Source organism: Bacillus sp. FSL K6-6038, assembly GCF_038050455.1.
Taxonomy (GTDB): Bacteria; Bacillota; Bacilli; order Bacillales; family Bacillaceae_G; genus Bacillus_A; species Bacillus_A pseudomycoides.
On sequence record NZ_JBBOUH010000001.1, the window covers coordinates 58190 to 76309 of the forward strand.

At 43.4% G+C, this 18120-nt stretch carries 12 protein-coding genes, 9 tRNA genes and 4 rRNA genes; all 25 read left to right on the forward strand.

The genetic code is table 11. From position 1 onward, the window contains the following. The first annotated feature begins 28 nt into the window (after nucleotides 1-28). The 25 genes from NSQ40_RS00325 (at nucleotide 29) to NSQ40_RS00445 (ending at nucleotide 18001) form a co-directional block, all read left to right on the forward strand. Nucleotides 29-817: a type III pantothenate kinase gene (locus NSQ40_RS00325; RefSeq protein WP_003194273.1), complete on the forward strand. Its 789-nt coding sequence runs from the start codon at nucleotides 29-31 to the stop codon at nucleotides 815-817. A gap of 6 nt (nucleotides 818-823) precedes the next feature. Then, on the forward strand, nucleotides 824-1699 hold the full coding sequence (hslO, locus tag NSQ40_RS00330) for a redox-regulated molecular chaperone HslO (RefSeq protein WP_098158999.1): 876 nt from the start codon (nucleotides 824-826) through the stop codon (nucleotides 1697-1699). A gap of 119 nt (nucleotides 1700-1818) precedes the next feature. After that, a complete protein-coding gene (gene cysK, locus NSQ40_RS00335; RefSeq protein ID WP_018767319.1) occupies nucleotides 1819-2742 on the forward strand; it encodes a cysteine synthase A in 924 nt (307 codons plus the stop codon). A 211-nt stretch (nucleotides 2743-2953) separates the two neighbouring features. Next, nucleotides 2954-4351, forward strand: coding sequence for an anthranilate synthase component I (trpE, locus tag NSQ40_RS00340; RefSeq protein ID WP_003205470.1), 1398 nt, complete (start codon nucleotides 2954-2956; stop codon nucleotides 4349-4351). A 5-nt stretch (nucleotides 4352-4356) separates the two neighbouring features. Then, a complete protein-coding gene (gene pabA / locus NSQ40_RS00345; RefSeq protein WP_033795812.1) occupies nucleotides 4357-4944 on the forward strand; it encodes an aminodeoxychorismate/anthranilate synthase component II in 588 nt (195 codons plus the stop codon). After that, nucleotides 4938-5810, forward strand: a complete 873-nt coding sequence (gene pabC / locus NSQ40_RS00350) for an aminodeoxychorismate lyase (protein ID WP_018783073.1) — start codon at nucleotides 4938-4940, stop codon at nucleotides 5808-5810. The genes pabA and pabC overlap by 7 nt, the downstream gene beginning before the upstream one ends. Continuing rightward, nucleotides 5785-6645, forward strand: coding sequence for a dihydropteroate synthase (folP, locus tag NSQ40_RS00355; RefSeq protein ID WP_097786808.1), 861 nt, complete (start codon nucleotides 5785-5787; stop codon nucleotides 6643-6645). Before pabC ends, folP begins: the two co-directional genes overlap by 26 nt. After that, the gene (gene folB / locus NSQ40_RS00360; RefSeq protein WP_003194288.1) at nucleotides 6646-7008 is read left to right on the forward strand and encodes a dihydroneopterin aldolase; all 363 of its coding nucleotides are present in this window, start codon (nucleotides 6646-6648) and stop codon (nucleotides 7006-7008) included. Next, nucleotides 7005-7520, forward strand: coding sequence for a 2-amino-4-hydroxy-6-hydroxymethyldihydropteridine diphosphokinase (gene folK, locus NSQ40_RS00365; RefSeq protein ID WP_098715615.1), 516 nt, complete (start codon nucleotides 7005-7007; stop codon nucleotides 7518-7520). Before folB ends, folK begins: the two co-directional genes overlap by 4 nt. Next, complete coding sequence (locus NSQ40_RS00370) at nucleotides 7472-7675, forward strand: helix-turn-helix domain-containing protein (RefSeq protein ID WP_000387032.1); 204 nt, start codon at nucleotides 7472-7474, stop codon at nucleotides 7673-7675. The genes folK and NSQ40_RS00370 overlap by 49 nt, the downstream gene beginning before the upstream one ends. Before the next feature lie 23 nt (nucleotides 7676-7698). Beyond that, nucleotides 7699-8697, forward strand: coding sequence for a tRNA dihydrouridine synthase DusB (dusB, locus tag NSQ40_RS00375; RefSeq protein ID WP_003194292.1), 999 nt, complete (start codon nucleotides 7699-7701; stop codon nucleotides 8695-8697). Nucleotides 8698-8860: 163 nt separating this feature from the next. Then, on the forward strand, nucleotides 8861-10354 hold the full coding sequence (gene lysS, locus NSQ40_RS00380; RefSeq protein ID WP_003194294.1) for a lysine--tRNA ligase: 1494 nt from the start codon (nucleotides 8861-8863) through the stop codon (nucleotides 10352-10354). Nucleotides 10355-10737: 383 nt separating this feature from the next. After that, nucleotides 10738-12289, forward strand: a 16S ribosomal RNA gene (locus NSQ40_RS00385). A gap of 146 nt (nucleotides 12290-12435) precedes the next feature. Further along, a 23S ribosomal RNA gene (locus tag NSQ40_RS00390) occupies nucleotides 12436-15357 on the forward strand. 102 nt (nucleotides 15358-15459) lie between these two features. Next, nucleotides 15460-15575 (forward strand): 5S ribosomal RNA (gene rrf / locus NSQ40_RS00395). Nucleotides 15576-15579: 4 nt separating this feature from the next. Further along, nucleotides 15580-15655 (forward strand) — tRNA-Val (locus NSQ40_RS00400). Between the two features lie 5 nt (nucleotides 15656-15660). Beyond that, nucleotides 15661-15736: transfer RNA gene (locus NSQ40_RS00405), tRNA-Thr, on the forward strand. Nucleotides 15737-15749: 13 nt separating this feature from the next. Continuing rightward, nucleotides 15750-15825, forward strand: a tRNA-Lys gene (locus NSQ40_RS00410). Nucleotides 15826-15838: 13 nt separating this feature from the next. Further along, nucleotides 15839-15919 (forward strand) — tRNA-Leu (locus NSQ40_RS00415). A 29-nt stretch (nucleotides 15920-15948) separates the two neighbouring features. Further along, a tRNA-Gly gene (locus tag NSQ40_RS00420) sits at nucleotides 15949-16023 on the forward strand. Nucleotides 16024-16039: 16 nt separating this feature from the next. Beyond that, nucleotides 16040-16128 (forward strand) — tRNA-Leu (locus tag NSQ40_RS00425). Nucleotides 16129-16131: 3 nt separating this feature from the next. Next, a tRNA-Arg gene (locus tag NSQ40_RS00430) sits at nucleotides 16132-16205 on the forward strand. 9 nt (nucleotides 16206-16214) lie between these two features. Beyond that, nucleotides 16215-16288: transfer RNA gene (locus NSQ40_RS00435), tRNA-Pro, on the forward strand. Nucleotides 16289-16298: 10 nt separating this feature from the next. Then, nucleotides 16299-16374 (forward strand) — tRNA-Ala (locus tag NSQ40_RS00440). A 75-nt stretch (nucleotides 16375-16449) separates the two neighbouring features. Further along, a 16S ribosomal RNA gene (locus NSQ40_RS00445) occupies nucleotides 16450-18001 on the forward strand. The 16S, 23S and 5S rRNA genes sit together here with 9 tRNA genes alongside, the layout of an rRNA operon. Nucleotides 18002-18120: the final 119 nt, after the last annotated feature.

Consider the following 18120-nt stretch of genomic DNA (forward strand, 5'->3'; position numbering starts at 1 on the left):
TAGATTAAATAAGATAAGTGGTGAGAATATGATTTTTGTATTGGATGTAGGGAATACAAATGCGGTGCTTGGTGTATTTGAAGATGGGAAACTTCGTCAGCATTGGCGCATGGAGACTGATCGTCATAAAACAGAAGATGAATATGGTATGTTAGTGAAACAGTTGCTTGAACATGAAGGCCTTTCTTTTCAAGATGTGAAAGGAATTATTGTTTCTTCGGTTGTACCACCAATTATGTTTGCCTTAGAGCGTATGTGTGAGAAATATTTCAAAATTAAACCACTTGTAGTGGGACCAGGAATAAAAACAGGTTTAAATATTAAATATGAAAATCCGCGTGAGGTTGGAGCGGATCGTATTGTAAATGCTGTAGCTGGTATCCAATTATACGGAAGCCCGCTTATTATTGTCGATTTTGGAACAGCTACTACATATTGTTATATTAACGAAAATAAGCATTATATGGGCGGGGTAATTACACCAGGTATTATGATTTCGGCAGAAGCTTTATACAGTAGAGCGGCTAAACTTCCTCGTATTGAAATTACAAAACCAAGTAGTATTGTTGGGAAAAATACAGTAAGTGCAATGCAAGCTGGCATTCTTTATGGGTATGTTGGACAAGTGGAAGGTATTGTGAAGCGTATGAAAGAAGAAGCTAAACAAGAACCGAAAGTTATTGCAACTGGAGGATTAGCAAAATTAATTGCAGAAGAATCTAATGTAATTGATGTTGTAGATCCGTTTTTAACATTAAAAGGCTTGCATATGCTATATGAACGTAATGCAAATTTACAACATGAGAAGGGTGAATAAATAAGTATGAAAGATTATTTAGTAAAAGCGTTAGCGTTTGATGGAGAAGTTCGTGCGTATAGTGTACGTACAACAAATATGGTAAGTGAGGCGCAAAGGCGTCATGATACATGGAGAACCGCTTCAGCGGCACTTGGGCGTTCGTTAACAGCTGGTGCAATGATGGGGGCTATGTTAAAAGGTGATCAGAAGCTGACGATTAAGGTGGAAGGAAATGGCCCACTTGGCCCAATCTTAGTGGATGCTCATGCGAATGGAGATGTACGTGGATATGTAACGAATCCCCACATTGATTTTGAAGCAACAGAGCAAGGGAAATTGCGTGTATATCAAGCAGTAGGTACAGAAGGGTTTCTAACAGTAATTAAAGATATCGGTATGCGTGAACCGTTTATCGGGCAATCTCCAATTGTTTCGGGAGAATTAGGGGAAGATTTCACGTATTATTTTGCTGTTTCTGAGCAAACACCTTCTTCTGTTGGTATTGGTGTCCTTGTAAATGGGGATGATAGCATACTTGCTGCAGGTGGATTTATCCTGCAAATTATGCCAGGAGCACAGGAAGAGACAATCTCCTTTATTGAAGAGCGTCTGCAAAAAATCCCACCTGTTTCAAAATTAATTGAACAAGGACTTTCGCCAGAGGAATTATTATACGAAGTACTAGGAAAAGAAAAAGTGAAGGTATTAGAAACAATGGACGTTCAATTTAATTGTACATGTTCTCGTGAGCGTATTGAGAGTGTATTAATTAGTCTCGGTAAAAAAGAATTAGAACAAGTTCGTGAGGAAGAAGATGAAACGGAAGTGCATTGTCATTTCTGTAATGAGCGATATAATTTCTCTAAAGAAGATATTACAAACTTGATTGAAAGCTTGTAAACAGAAAGGTTTTCTAGCAATTGTAAATCATCTAAATAAATTGACAAGTAAGAAAAATTCTGTCAAAATTGAAATGTATATAAAACCAATAAAAATACTCGGTGTTAGGAGTGACAGGAATGCGAGTGGCACAATCAGTTTCAGAATTAATCGGGAAAACGCCGATCGTTAAGTTGAACCGCATCGTAGAGCAAGACAGTGCAGACATTTACTTAAAATTAGAATTCATGAACCCTGGAAGTAGCGTAAAAGATCGTATTGCATTATCTATGATCGAAGCTGCTGAAAAAAAGGGATTATTACAAGAAGGCGATACAATTATTGAACCAACGAGTGGTAACACAGGAATTGGTTTAGCGATGGTAGCGGCTGCAAAGGGCTATAAGGCAATTTTAGTAATGCCGGAGACAATGAGTATTGAACGTCGTAACTTATTACGTGCTTATGGAGCTGAATTAGTATTAACTCCGGGTCCAGAAGGAATGGGCGGCGCAATTCGTAAGGCAACTGAATTAGCGAAAGAGCATGGTTACTTTATACCACAACAATTCCAAAACCCGGCGAATCCAGAAATTCACCGTTTGACGACAGGGCCAGAAATTGTTGAACAAATGGGTAATGAATTAGATGCATTTATCGCTGGTATCGGTACTGGTGGAACAATTACAGGTGCTGGTGAAGTGTTAAAAGAAATATATAAAGATATTAGAATTTACGCAGTAGAACCTGCAGATTCTCCAGTGTTATCTGGTGGGAAACCAGGTCCGCATAAGATTCAAGGTATTGGGGCTGGATTCGTTCCTGAAACATTGGATGTAGAAGTATATGATGAAATTATTCAAGTGAAGACAGAACAGGCATTTGAATATGCGAGAAGAGTGGCTCGTGAAGAAGGTATTTTAGTTGGTATTTCTTCAGGTGCTGTCATTTATGCCGCGACAGAAGTTGCGAAAAAACTTGGTAAAGGGAAAAAGGTTCTTGTAATTATTCCAAGTAATGGTGAACGTTATTTAAGTACACCGCTTTATCAATTTGAATCATAATTAGTATGGCCAGAAAAAGCATTCCTGAAAAGGAATGCTTTTTCTTTTTTCGTTTGAAAATAGTGAATGACTAGAAAACTTCATGTAAAATAAGTAGTAGTAAAGTTAAAATATTTTCACTAGCTCTCAGGGACGATTATTTCATATTAACCATCTGTAATTTGGGGTGATTAGTCTAAGGGAGTGGGATAAAAGAAGACGGGGTGTTGGTATGCAGCGAAGAAAATCTTTAGCGCTTTCTGTTCCATATCATTTAGATTTTTTTAAGCAATATAAGTTTCTTTCTCAGAATAAGAGTCAACATATTTTGTTAGAAAGTGGACGTGGGGGTCGTTATAGTATTGCGGGGCTCGATCCGGTAGCGGTGATTCAGGGGAAAGATGAAACGTTACATATAAGTGAAAGCGGTAAGGAAACAATAGAGAAAGGCAATCCGTTAGATTTAATGCAAAGGTATATGGAACGATGGAGAACGAATCATAATCCAGACTATCCGCCATTTCAAGGTGGTGCAATCGGATATTTTAGTTATGACTGTATCCGTTATATTGAAAAACTTCCTTCCCTTGCAGAGGATGATGTGGATATACCTGACATATTCTTTTTATTATTTGATGACGTGTTTGTGTATGATCAACAAGAAAAAGTGTTGTGGATTATTACGCATTATATAGATGAACGTGAGGAAGCGGAAAGTCGTTTAAATGAATGGAAGAGCCTTTGGATGAAGGAAGTTCCTGAAGTTAAAGTGCCATTTGAATTTCCTGAAAATAGAAATGAAGCGGTAGCTTTTACAGAAGAAGGATTTATGAAAGCTGTTCAGCGTATTCAAGAATATATTGGGGCTGGAGATGTGTTTCAAGTGAATTTGTCTACAAGACAAGAGAAAACATTACAAACACACCCACTGGAGATTTATACGAGTCTTCGTGAAATTAATCCATCACCATATATGGGATATTTAGAGCTTGGAGATTTTCAAATTGTTAGCGGTTCACCTGAATTGTTAATTAAAAAGCAAGGGAATGAAGTGAGTACCCGTCCGATTGCTGGTACACGTTCTCGTGGGAAAAATGAACAAGAAGATGAGAGTTTGGCGGAAGAATTAATTGGGAATGAAAAAGAACGTGCAGAGCACGTCATGCTTGTGGATTTAGAGCGTAATGACTTAGGGCGAGTTTGTAAGTATGGAACTGTAGAAGTAGATGAATTTATGGTTATCGAAAAATATTCGCATGTTATGCATATCGTTTCAAACGTTCGTGGTGAGGTCGGACGAGATAAGGATGCTTTCGATTTAGTGCGAGCTGTATTTCCAGGTGGAACGATTACGGGTGCACCCAAAATACGTACGATGGAAATTATAGAAGAATTAGAACCTGTTCGCCGTGGGATTTATACAGGTTCAATTGGATGGATTGGTTACTCAGGAGATATGGAATTAAATATTGTGATTCGGACGCTTCTTGCAAAAGATGGTCAAGCTTATGTGCAGGCTGGAGCGGGAATTGTAATTGACTCAAATCCGAAAAATGAATATAAAGAGTCGTTAAAAAAGGCAATCGCCCTGTGGCGTGCGAAAGAAAGTAGCGAAGAAACGGTTAGGTGAGAGAAATGATATTGATGATTGATAATTATGATTCTTTTACATTTAATTTAGTGCAATTTCTTGGAGAACTTGGACAAGAGCTTATCGTCAAGCGCAATGATGAAATTACAATTTTAGATATTGAACAAATGAAACCTGACTTTCTTATGATTTCACCAGGTCCTTGTAGTCCGAATGAAGCTGGTATAAGTATGGATGTCATTAAATATTTTGCAGGAAAGATTCCTATTTTTGGTGTGTGTCTAGGTCATCAATCGATTGCACAGGTGTTCGGAGGCGATGTTGTTCGTGCGGATCGTTTAATGCATGGAAAAACTTCTCTTATGTATCATGATGGAAAAATGATTTTTGCAGACATTCCAAATCCATTTACAGCAACGCGTTATCATTCTCTTATTGTAAAAAAAGAAACATTGCCAGAATGTTTAGAAGTGACATCTTGGACAGAAGAGGGAGAGATTATGGCGCTTCGTCATAAAACATTGCCAATTGAAGGAGTGCAGTTTCATCCAGAATCCATTATGACTTCACATGGGAAAGAATTGCTGCAGAACTTTATTCGGAGTTATAGTCCGAGTATATCATCATGTTAATTTATGTGAATGGCACGTATGTGGAAGCGGATGAAGCGAAAATCTCTCCATATGATCATGGGTATTTATATGGGTTAGGTGTTTTTGAGACGTTTCGTATTTATAATGGTCATCCGTTTTTATTAGATGACCACTATGAACGTTTAATGGATGCTCTTTCTACGTTGCAAATCAAATGGACGATGACGAAAGATGATGTGCTGTGCATTTTACAGGAGTTACTTGTAAGGAATAGGATAGACCATGCATATGTGCGCTTTAATGTATCGGCTGGTATAGATGAAATAGGTTTACAAACAGAGGTTTATGAAGAGCCCTCTGTTATTGTGTTTATAAAGCCTTTGGCGGTCCCTGGTGTAGTGATGGAAAAGGAAGGCGTTATTTTGAAGCAAATACGAAATACGCCGGAAGGAGCATTTCGTTTAAAGTCCCATCATTATTTAAATAACATTTTAGGAAAACGTGAAATTGGAAATGTTGTGAACAAAGAAGGGATTTTTTTTACTGAAGCAGGCCACGTAGCGGAGGGGATTGTTTCGAATCTCTTTTTTGTAAAGGAGGGTATCTTATATACACCTTCACTTGAAACTGGGATTTTAAATGGAATCACTCGTGCGTTTATTATAAGGATTGCTGAAATATTAGATGTACATGTGGAAGAAGGTTTCTTTACACAAAAGGAGTTACTTTCCGCTGATGAGGTGTTTGTAACGAATTCTATTCAAGAAATTGTCCCGCTTAATCAGATTGGAGAATTTAATTTCCCTGGTAAAGAAGGAAAGGTTACAAAGTCTCTAATGTATGTATATGAAATGCATAGAGAAAATCTTTGGAGCCGAAATGAACTGCGAAGAGGAGATGTGTAGTGTGAAGTGGAATTATGATTTGCGCTGCGGCGAATATACATTGGATTTAAATACAAAGACATTAATCATGGGGATTTTAAATGTTACACCAGATTCATTCTCAGATGGTGGAAACTACGATGAGATGAACGCAGCTGTAAGTCATGCGAGAGAAATGGTGAGTAATGGAGCTGATATTATTGATATCGGTGGAGAATCAACTCGTCCTGGTTTCGCGAAAGTTTCGGTGGAAGAAGAGTTAGGGCGCGTAATCCCGATGATTCAAGCGGTTTCGAAAGAAGTGAAAGTGCCTATTTCTATTGATACGTATAAAGCTGAAGTAGCCAAGCAAGCAATTGAAGCGGGTGCTCATATTATTAATGATATCTGGGGAGCGAAGGCAGAACCGAAAATTGCAGAAGTTGCGGCACATTATAATGTGCCGATAATTTTAATGCATAATCGTGATAACACAAATTACCGTAATCTTATTGCGGATATGATTGCGGATCTATATGAGAGTGTTAAAATTGCAAAAGGTGCAGGTGTCCCTGATGAGAATATCGTTTTAGATCCGGGTATCGGTTTCGCGAAGACGCCAGAACAAAATTTAGAAGTCATGCGCAATCTAGAAAAATTACATGTGTTAGGGTATCCAGTCCTTCTTGCAACTTCGAGAAAATCGTTTATCGGTCATGTTTTAGATTTGCCGGTAGAGGAACGTGTAGAAGGCACGGGAGCATCGATTTGTCTTGGTATTGATAAAGGCTGTGAAATGATTCGTGTTCATGATGTGAAGGGAATGGCACGTATGGCAAAGATGATGGATGCAATGATTGGCAAGGGGGTAAAATGATTGGATAAAATTTATATTCATGATATGGAGTTTTATGGCTATCATGGCGTATTTCCAGAAGAGAATAAATTGGGGCAAAGGTTTAAAGTGGATTTAACAGTGGAACTGGATTTAAAACAAGCGGGCGAAAGTGATAACTTAGAGCATTCGGTAAACTACGGGGAGCTCTTTGAACTTTGTAGACAAGTGGTAGAAGATCGAACATATAAGCTTGTAGAAAGTATTGCGGAAAATATAGCGGCGAATATATTGAATCAGTACGTAAGTATTTTGCGATGTACAGTAAAGGTTGTTAAACCGGATCCACCAATACCAGGGCACTATCGTGCTGTGGCGGTAGAAATTACGAGAGGCCGACCGTGAAAAATGTAGTATATGTTGCGTTAGGATCAAATATTGGTGATCGTTATGTTTATTTATTGCAAGCGATTGAGCTGTTAAATAAAAATCCTCATATTCAAGTGGAGGATGTCTCTTCTGTATATGAAACAGATCCAGTGGGATATACAGATCAAAATCGTTTTTTAAATTTAGTTATAAAAATTTCTACCAATTTACTGCCGCAAGAATTGTTGAAAGTAACGCAAAAGGTTGAGATAGATTTAGGAAGAAAAAGGGAAATCAGATGGGGCCCGCGAACCATTGACATTGACATTTTGCTCTATAATCAAGAAAATATTGAAGCAGAGAATCTTATTGTGCCGCATCCGCGGATGTTCGAAAGAGCTTTTGTTATCGTTCCGTTGTTAGAGATCAATCAAGATATAAAACAAAACATTTCACGTTCGCAAATAGATGAAATGAAAAGGCGAGAGGGAGTAACGGTATGGAAGCAGAAAAATGGGGAAGACGCATTCGTGCTTTTCGGAAGTTGAAAGGTTATACGCAAGAAGGTTTTGCAAAGGAATTAGGGGTATCTGTATCTGTTTTAGGAGAAGTAGAGAGAGGGAATAGAACCCCTTCTCAAGATTTTGTAGTAGAAGTTGCTAAGACATTAAATATTTCAATAGATGAATTAATGCCAAAGTGAGGGCAAAGAAAGGAGACACTAGAGTGTTAAAGATTGCAAACATTGAGATGAAGAATCCAGTTGTACTAGCACCGATGGCGGGAGTGTGTAACTCTGCATTCCGTTTAACAGTAAAAGAATTTGGTGCAGGTTTAGTATGTGCTGAAATGGTAAGTGATAAGGCGATTTTATTTAATAACCAAAAAACATTAGATATGTTATATATCGATGAGAGAGAGAAGCCGCTAAGTTTACAAATTTTTGGCGGTGAGAAAGAAACGCTTGTTGGTGCTGCGAAATATGTAGATAAAAACACAACGGCGGATATTATCGATATCAATATGGGTTGCCCAGTTCCGAAAATTACGAAGTGTGATGCTGGTGCAAAGTGGTTATTAGATCCAGATAAAGTATATGAAATGGTAGCGGCCGTTGTAGATGCTGTTGAAAAACCAGTTACAGTTAAAATGCGTATTGGCTGGGATGAAGACCACATTTTCGCAATTGAAAATGCTAGAGCTGTGGAACGTGCAGGCGGTCAAGCGGTAGCGGTTCATGGACGTACACGTGTTCAAATGTATGAAGGGAAAGCGGATTGGGATATTATTAAACAGGTAAAACAATCTGTAAATATTCCTGTTATTGGAAATGGTGACATAGAAACTCCTCAAGATGCGAAACGTATGCTTGATGAAGTAGGGGTAGATGGCGTTATGATTGGACGTGCAGCTCTTGGGGATCCATGGATGATTTATCGTACGGTAAAGTATTTAGAAACAGGGGAATTAATGCCGGAACCAACAGTGCGTGAGAAAATGGATGTATGTATGTTGCACTTAGATCGTCTTATTGACTTAAAGAATGAAGATATTGCAGTAAGAGAGATGAGAAAGCATGCAGCTTGGTATTTAAAAGGTGTTCGTGGTAATGCGAGAGTACGTAATGCAATTAATACTTGTGATACTCGTGAAGATCTTGCCTCTTTATTAGGTGCATTTGTAGAAGAAGTAGAAGCAAAACAACAAACAATTCACGTTGGTTAAAAGGAGGAAAGAGAGAACGTTTGACATTCCTTCTCTCACTACCTATAATTACGTGAAAGAAAGAAGAACTGCCAGTATGCTACTGGCAGTTTTTCTAGTTGAGTAGAAAATGATATACTGTATATATTGTAAAATTTAATAGAGCTGGAGTGATATCAATACCATGGATAACATGAACCACGAAGAATTAAATGACCAATTGCTTGTTCGTCGTGAGAAGTTACATAACTTACGTGAACAAGGGATCGATCCGTTTGGTAAACGTTTTGAACGTACGAATTCAACGGAAGAATTATTAAACTTGTATGGAGAGTTCTCTAAAGAAGAATTAGAAGAGAAAGGAATCTCTGTTTCTATTGCTGGCCGTATTATGACGAAGCGCGGTAAAGGGAAAGCAGGTTTTGCACATATCCAAGATTTACACGGACAAGTTCAAATCTATGTTCGTAAAGATGCTGTTGGAGATGAGCAATATGAATTATTTAATACAGCTGACTTAGGTGATTTAGTAGGAATTGAAGGGAAAGTTTTCAAAACGAACGTAGGTGAGCTTTCAGTGAAAGCAACAGGATTTACGTTATTAACGAAAGCTCTTCGTCCACTTCCAGATAAATACCATGGATTGAAAGATGTTGAACAACGTTACCGTCAACGTTACCTAGATTTAATTACGAGCATGGAGAGTCGTGAAACATTTGTTACTCGTAGTAAAATCATTCGTGAAATGAGAAGATACTTAGATGATAATGGCTACCTTGAAGTGGAAACACCAATGATGCACGCGATTGCGGGTGGTGCTTCTGCTCGTCCATTCATTACGCATCATAATGCGTTAGATATGGAATTATATATGCGTATTGCAATTGAGTTACACTTAAAACGCCTTATTGTAGGTGGTTTAGAGAAGGTATACGAAATCGGCCGTGTATTCCGTAATGAAGGTGTGTCAACGCGTCATAATCCTGAATTTACAATGATCGAATTATATGAAGCATATGCTGACTATAAAGATATTATGAAACTAACAGAAAACATGATTGCTCATATTGCAAAACAAGTACTAGGTACAACAACAATCCAGTACGGTGAGCAAGAAATTAATTTAGAGCCAGAATGGACACGTCTCCACATGGTAGATGCAATTAAACAATATTCTGGAGCAGATTTCTGGAGCCCGATGAGCGTGGAAGAAGCACGTGCATTGGCGAAAGAACATGGTGTGGAAATTAAAGATACAATGGAAGTTGGTCATATTATCAATGAATTCTTCGAACAAAAAGTAGAAGAAAAGTTAATTCAACCTACATTTATCTATGGACACCCAGTGGAAATTTCTCCGCTTGCGAAAAAGAATGATGAAGATCCACGCTTTACAGATCGTTTCGAGTTATTCATTGTTGCTCGTGAGCATGCGAATGCATTTACGGAATTAAATGATCCAATCGATCAAAAAGAACGTTTTGAAGCGCAATTAAAAGAGCGTGAGCAAGGTAATGATGAAGCGCATATGATGGACGATGATTATATTGAAGCACTTGAGTACGGTATGCCTCCTACAGGTGGACTTGGAATTGGTATTGATCGTCTTGTTATGCTATTAACAAATGCGCCATCTATTCGCGACGTGCTGTTATTCCCAGCGATGCGTCATAAGTAAGACTAATCTAAGCTTTGGAGATTTCTCCAAAGCTTTTCTTTTTGTCATATAATGAAGTTAAAATGATTCATTTACTATATAGAAGAAAGGTGTCTTTATGTAGGGGGATTGATACTGTTTTTATACTTTTTGATTAGGTTAAAAATTTTATTGAAAAAACTATTGCATTTTAATAAATGAACTGGTATATTTATATTCGTTGTCACGAAAGACAACAAAGAAAACAAACGAAAACAACTTTTAAGATAAAAAAGTTGTTGACGAAAATGTAACGAAATGTTATATTGATAAAGTCGCTTCGGCGGCAATGAGTTCTTTGAAAACTGAACGAAACAAACAACGTGAAACGTCAATTTTTATTTTAGATGCTAGACAAACTAACTTTATTGGAGAGTTTGATCCTGGCTCAGGATGAACGCTGGCGGCGTGCCTAATACATGCAAGTCGAGCGAATGGATTAAGAGCTTGCTCTTATGAAGTTAGCGGCGGACGGGTGAGTAACACGTGGGTAACCTGCCCATAAGACTGGGATAACTCCGGGAAACCGGGGCTAATACCGGATAACATTTTGCACCGCATGGTGCGAAATTCAAAGGCGGCTTCGGCTGTCACTTATGGATGGACCCGCGTCGCATTAGCTAGTTGGTGAGGTAACGGCTCACCAAGGCAACGATGCGTAGCCGACCTGAGAGGGTGATCGGCCACACTGGGACTGAGACACGGCCCAGACTCCTACGGGAGGCAGCAGTAGGGAATCTTCCGCAATGGACGAAAGTCTGACGGAGCAACGCCGCGTGAGTGATGAAGGCTTTCGGGTCGTAAAACTCTGTTGTTAGGGAAGAACAAGTGCTAGTTGAATAAGCTGGCACCTTGACGGTACCTAACCAGAAAGCCACGGCTAACTACGTGCCAGCAGCCGCGGTAATACGTAGGTGGCAAGCGTTATCCGGAATTATTGGGCGTAAAGCGCGCGCAGGTGGTTTCTTAAGTCTGATGTGAAAGCCCACGGCTCAACCGTGGAGGGTCATTGGAAACTGGGAGACTTGAGTGCAGAAGAGGAAAGTGGAATTCCATGTGTAGCGGTGAAATGCGTAGAGATATGGAGGAACACCAGTGGCGAAGGCGACTTTCTGGTCTGTAACTGACACTGAGGCGCGAAAGCGTGGGGAGCAAACAGGATTAGATACCCTGGTAGTCCACGCCGTAAACGATGAGTGCTAAGTGTTAGAGGGTTTCCGCCCTTTAGTGCTGAAGTTAACGCATTAAGCACTCCGCCTGGGGAGTACGGCCGCAAGGCTGAAACTCAAAGGAATTGACGGGGGCCCGCACAAGCGGTGGAGCATGTGGTTTAATTCGAAGCAACGCGAAGAACCTTACCAGGTCTTGACATCCTCTGACAACCCTAGAGATAGGGCTTCCCCTTCGGGGGCAGAGTGACAGGTGGTGCATGGTTGTCGTCAGCTCGTGTCGTGAGATGTTGGGTTAAGTCCCGCAACGAGCGCAACCCTTGATCTTAGTTGCCATCATTAAGTTGGGCACTCTAAGGTGACTGCCGGTGACAAACCGGAGGAAGGTGGGGATGACGTCAAATCATCATGCCCCTTATGACCTGGGCTACACACGTGCTACAATGGACGGTACAAAGAGCTGCAAGACCGCGAGGTGGAGCTAATCTCATAAAACCGTTCTCAGTTCGGATTGTAGGCTGCAACTCGCCTACATGAAGCTGGAATCGCTAGTAATCGCGGATCAGCATGCCGCGGTGAATACGTTCCCGGGCCTTGTACACACCGCCCGTCACACCACGAGAGTTTGTAACACCCGAAGTCGGTGGGGTAACCTTTTTGGAGCCAGCCGCCTAAGGTGGGACAGATGATTGGGGTGAAGTCGTAACAAGGTAGCCGTATCGGAAGGTGCGGCTGGATCACCTCCTTTCTATGGAGAATTGATGAACGCTGTTCATCAATATAAGTTTCCGTGTTTCGTTTTGTTCAGTTTTGAGAGAACTATCTCTCAGAAATAAATGTATGTTCTTTGAAAACTAGATAACAGTGTAGCTCATATTTTTTTAATTTTAGTTTGGTTAAGTTAGAAAGGGCGCACGGTGGATGCCTTGACACTAGGAGTCGATGAAGGACGGGACTAACGCCGATATGCTTCGGGGAGCTGTAAGTAAGCTTTGATCCGAAGATTTCCGAATGGGGAAACCCACCATACGTAATGGTATGGTATCCTTACCTGAATACATAGGGTAAGGAAGACAGACCCAGGGAACTGAAACATCTAAGTACCTGGAGGAAGAGAAAGCAAATGCGATTTCCTGAGTAGCGGCGAGCGAAACGGAATCTAGCCCAAACCAAGAGGCTTGCCTCTTGGGGTTGTAGGACATTCTATACGGAGTTACAAAGGAACGAGGTAGACGAAGCAGCCTGGAAAGGCTCGTCACAGAGGGTAACAACCCCGTAGTCGAAACTTCGTTCTCTCTTGAATGTATCCTGAGTACGGCGGAACACGTGAAATTCCGTCGGAATCTGGGAGGACCATCTCCCAAGGCTAAATACTACCTAGTGATCGATAGTGAACCAGTACCGTGAGGGAAAGGTGAAAAGCACCCCGGAAGGGGAGTGAAAGAGATCCTGAAACCGTGTGCCTACAAATAGTCAGAGCCCGTTAATGGGTGATGGCGTGCCTTTTGTAGAATGAACCGGCGAGTTACGATCCCGTGCGAGGTTAAGCTGAAGAGGCGGAGCCGTAGCGAAAGCGAGTCTGAATAGGGCGTTTAGTACGTGGTCGTAGACCCGAAACCAGGTGATCTACCCATGTCCAGGGTGAAGTTCAGGTAACACTGAATGGAGGCCCGAACCCACGCACGTTGAAAAGTGCGGGGATGAGGTGTGGGTAGCGGAGAAATTCCAATCGAACCTGGAGATAGCTGGTTCTCCCCGAAATAGCTTTAGGGCTAGCCTTAAGTGTAAGAGTCTTGGAGGTAGAGCACTGATTGAACTAGGGGTCCTCATCGGATTACCGAATTCAGTCAAACTCCGAATGCCAATGACTTATCCTTAGGAGTCAGACTGCGAGTGATAAGATCCGTAGTCAAGAGGGAAACAGCCCAGATCGCCAGCTAAGGTCCCAAAGTGTGTATTAAGTGGAAAAGGATGTGGAGTTGCTTAGACAACTAGGATGTTGGCTTAGAAGCAGCCACCATTTAAAGAGTGCGTAATAGCTCACTAGTCGAGTGACTCTGCGCCGAAAATGTACCGGGGCTAAATACACCACCGAAGCTGCGAATTGATACCTATGGTATCAGTGGTAGGGGAGCGTTCTAAGGGCAGTGAAGTCAGACCGTAAGGACTGGTGGAGCGCTTAGAAGTGAGAATGCCGGTATGAGTAGCGAAAGACGGGTGAGAATCCCGTCCACCGAATGCCTAAGGTTTCCTGAGGAAGGCTCGTCCGCTCAGGGTTAGTCAGGACCTAAGCCGAGGCCGACAGGCGTAGGCGATGGACAACAGGTTGATATTCCTGTACCACCTCTTTATCGTTTGAGCAATGGAGGGACGCAGAAGGATAGAAGAAGCGTGCGATTGGTTGTGCACGTCCAAGCAGTTAGGCTGATAAGTAGGCAAATCCGCTTATCGTGAAGGCTGAGCTGTGATGGGGAAGCTCCTTATGGAGCGAAGTCTTTGATTCCCCGCTGCCAAGAAAAGCTTCTAGCGAGATAAAAGGTGCCTGTACCGCAAACCGACACAGGTAGGCGAGGAGAGAATCCTAAGGTGTGCGAGAGAACTCTGGTTAAGGAACTCGGCAAAATGACCCCGTAACTTCGGGAGAAGGGGTGCTTTCTTAACGGAAAGCCGCAGTGAATAGGCCCAAGCGACTGTTTAGCAAAAACACAGGTCTCTGCGAAGCCGTAAGGCGAAGTATAGGGGCTGACACCTGCCCGGTGCTGGAAGGTTAAGGAGAGGGGTTAGCGTAAGCGAAGCTCTGAACTGAAGCCCCAGTAAACGGCGGCCGTAACTATAACGGTCCTAAGGTAGCGAAATTCCTTGTCGGGTAAGTTCCGACCCGCACGAAAGGTGTAACGATTTGGGCACTGTCTCAACCAGAGACTCGGTGAAATTATAGTACCTGTGAAGATGCAGGTTACCCGCGACAGGACGGAAAGACCCCGTGGAGCTTTACTGTAGCCTGATATTGAATTTTGGTACAGTTTGTACAGGATAGGCGGGAGCCTTTGAAGCCGGAGCGCTAGCTTCGGTGGAGGCGCTGGTGGGATACCGCCCTGACTGTATTGAAATTCTAACCTACGGGTCTTATCGACCCGGGAGACAGTGTCAGGTGGGCAGTTTGACTGGGGCGGTCGCCTCCTAAAGTGTAACGGAGGCGCCCAAAGGTTCCCTCAGAATGGTTGGAAATCATTCGTAGAGTGCAAAGGCATAAGGGAGCTTGACTGCGAGACCTACAAGTCGAGCAGGGACGAAAGTCGGGCTTAGTGATCCGGTGGTTCCGCATGGAAGGGCCATCGCTCAACGGATAAAAGCTACCCCGGGGATAACAGGCTTATCTCCCCCAAGAGTCCACATCGACGGGGAGGTTTGGCACCTCGATGTCGGCTCATCGCATCCTGGGGCTGTAGTCGGTCCCAAGGGTTGGGCTGTTCGCCCATTAAAGCGGTACGCGAGCTGGGTTCAGAACGTCGTGAGACAGTTCGGTCCCTATCCGTCGTGGGCGTAGGAAATTTGAGAGGAGCTGTCCTTAGTACGAGAGGACCGGGATGGACGCACCGCTGGTGTACCAGTTGTTCTGCCAAGGGCATAGCTGGGTAGCTATGTGCGGAAGGGATAAGTGCTGAAAGCATCTAAGCATGAAGCCCCCCTCAAGATGAGATTTCCCATAGCGTAAGCTAGTAAGATCCCTGAAAGATGATCAGGTTGATAGGTTCGAGGTGGAAGCATGGTGACATGTGGAGCTGACGAATACTAATAGATCGAGGACTTAACCATATAATATGAAGCAAGTGTTATCTAGTTTTGAGAGAATATAAAAAAACTTGTTGACTTTTCAAGTGAATAAGTTATAATAATCATTGTCTCAAATGAATAATGTCTGGTAATGATGGCAGAGAGGTCACACCCGTTCCCATACCGAACACGGAAGTTAAGCTCTCTAGCGCCGATGGTAGTTGGGACCTTGTCCCTGTGAGAGTAGGACGTTGCCAGGCAAATGGAGGATTAGCTCAGCTGGGAGAGCACCTGCCTTACAAGCAGGGGGTCGGCGGTTCGATCCCGTCATCCTCCACCATATACGCCGGCTTAGCTCAATTGGTAGAGCAACTGACTTGTAATCAGTAGGTTGGGGGTTCAAGTCCTCTAGCCGGCACCAGTTTTTCTTGTACGAGCCATTAGCTCAGTTGGTAGAGCATCTGACTTTTAATCAGAGGGTCGAAGGTTCGAGTCCTTCATGGCTCACCATTTATAATAATTCGCGGGTGTGGCGGAATTGGCAGACGCACCAGACTTAGGATCTGGCGCCTTTGGCGTGGGGGTTCGACTCCCTTCACCCGCACTTTATAAGCGAAATCAATTTCATACCGAGCGGAAGTAGTTCAGTGGTAGAATACAACCTTGCCAAGGTTGGGGTCGCGGGTTCGAATCCCGTCTTCCGCTCCAATTTACAATATGATATGCCGGGGTGGCGGAACAGGCAGACGCACAGGACTTAAAATCCTGCGGTGGGTGACCACCGTGCGGGTTCGACCCCCGCCCTCGGCACCATATGCGCCCGTAGCTCAATTGGATAGAGCGTTTGACTACGGATCAAAAGGTTAGGGGTTCGAGTCCTCTCGGGCGCGTTTTTCCTTCGGGAAGTGGCTCAGCTTGGTAGAGCACCTGGTTTGGGACCAGGGGGTCGCAGGTTCAAATCCTGTCTTCCCGATATTTATTTTGGGGCCTTAGCTCAGCTGGGAGAGCGCCTGCCTTGCACGCAGGAGGTCAGCGGTTCGATCCCGCTAGGCTCCACCAAAAGTTCTTTGAAAACTGAACGAAACAAACAACGTGAAACGTCAATTTTTATTTTAGATGCTAGACAAACTAACTTTATTGGAGAGTTTGATCCTGGCTCAGGATGAACGCTGGCGGCGTGCCTAATACATGCAAGTCGAGCGAATGGATTAAGAGCTTGCTCTTATGAAGTTAGCGGCGGACGGGTGAGTAACACGTGGGTAACCTGCCCATAAGACTGGGATAACTCCGGGAAACCGGGGCTAATACCGGATAACATTTTGCACCGCATGGTGCGAAATTCAAAGGCGGCTTCGGCTGTCACTTATGGATGGACCCGCGTCGCATTAGCTAGTTGGTGAGGTAACGGCTCACCAAGGCAACGATGCGTAGCCGACCTGAGAGGGTGATCGGCCACACTGGGACTGAGACACGGCCCAGACTCCTACGGGAGGCAGCAGTAGGGAATCTTCCGCAATGGACGAAAGTCTGACGGAGCAACGCCGCGTGAGTGATGAAGGCTTTCGGGTCGTAAAACTCTGTTGTTAGGGAAGAACAAGTGCTAGTTGAATAAGCTGGCACCTTGACGGTACCTAACCAGAAAGCCACGGCTAACTACGTGCCAGCAGCCGCGGTAATACGTAGGTGGCAAGCGTTATCCGGAATTATTGGGCGTAAAGCGCGCGCAGGTGGTTTCTTAAGTCTGATGTGAAAGCCCACGGCTCAACCGTGGAGGGTCATTGGAAACTGGGAGACTTGAGTGCAGAAGAGGAAAGTGGAATTCCATGTGTAGCGGTGAAATGCGTAGAGATATGGAGGAACACCAGTGGCGAAGGCGACTTTCTGGTCTGTAACTGACACTGAGGCGCGAAAGCGTGGGGAGCAAACAGGATTAGATACCCTGGTAGTCCACGCCGTAAACGATGAGTGCTAAGTGTTAGAGGGTTTCCGCCCTTTAGTGCTGAAGTTAACGCATTAAGCACTCCGCCTGGGGAGTACGGCCGCAAGGCTGAAACTCAAAGGAATTGACGGGGGCCCGCACAAGCGGTGGAGCATGTGGTTTAATTCGAAGCAACGCGAAGAACCTTACCAGGTCTTGACATCCTCTGACAACCCTAGAGATAGGGCTTCCCCTTCGGGGGCAGAGTGACAGGTGGTGCATGGTTGTCGTCAGCTCGTGTCGTGAGATGTTGGGTTAAGTCCCGCAACGAGCGCAACCCTTGATCTTAGTTGCCATCATTAAGTTGGGCACTCTAAGGTGACTGCCGGTGACAAACCGGAGGAAGGTGGGGATGACGTCAAATCATCATGCCCCTTATGACCTGGGCTACACACGTGCTACAATGGACGGTACAAAGAGCTGCAAGACCGCGAGGTGGAGCTAATCTCATAAAACCGTTCTCAGTTCGGATTGTAGGCTGCAACTCGCCTACATGAAGCTGGAATCGCTAGTAATCGCGGATCAGCATGCCGCGGTGAATACGTTCCCGGGCCTTGTACACACCGCCCGTCACACCACGAGAGTTTGTAACACCCGAAGTCGGTGGGGTAACCTTTTTGGAGCCAGCCGCCTAAGGTGGGACAGATGATTGGGGTGAAGTCGTAACAAGGTAGCCGTATCGGAAGGTGCGGCTGGATCACCTCCTTTCTATGGAGAATTGATGAACGCTGTTCATCAATATAAGTTTCCGTGTTTCGTTTTGTTCAGTTTTGAGAGAACTATCTCTCAGAAATAAATGTATGTTCTTTGAAAACTAGATAACAGTG

Bases quoted from the DNA above. Each gene is read 5' to 3' on its own strand.
- cysK (WP_018767319.1), top strand. From the start codon at position 1,819: ATGCGAGTGGCACAATCAGTTTCAGAATTAATCGGGAAAACGCCGATC.
- pabA (WP_033795812.1), top strand. From the start codon at position 4,357: ATGATATTGATGATTGATAATTATGATTCTTTTACATTTAATTTAGTG.
- trpE (WP_003205470.1), top strand. From the start codon at position 2,954: ATGCAGCGAAGAAAATCTTTAGCGCTTTCTGTTCCATATCATTTAGAT.
- folP (WP_097786808.1), top strand. From the start codon at position 5,785: ATGAACTGCGAAGAGGAGATGTGTAGTGTGAAGTGGAATTATGATTTG.
- lysS (WP_003194294.1), top strand. From the start codon at position 8,861: ATGGATAACATGAACCACGAAGAATTAAATGACCAATTGCTTGTTCGT.
- pabC (WP_018783073.1), top strand. From the start codon at position 4,938: ATGTTAATTTATGTGAATGGCACGTATGTGGAAGCGGATGAAGCGAAA.
- hslO (WP_098158999.1), top strand. From the start codon at position 824: ATGAAAGATTATTTAGTAAAAGCGTTAGCGTTTGATGGAGAAGTTCGT.
- NSQ40_RS00325 (WP_003194273.1), top strand. From the start codon at position 29: ATGATTTTTGTATTGGATGTAGGGAATACAAATGCGGTGCTTGGTGTA.
- NSQ40_RS00370 (WP_000387032.1), top strand. From the start codon at position 7,472: ATGGAAGCAGAAAAATGGGGAAGACGCATTCGTGCTTTTCGGAAGTTG.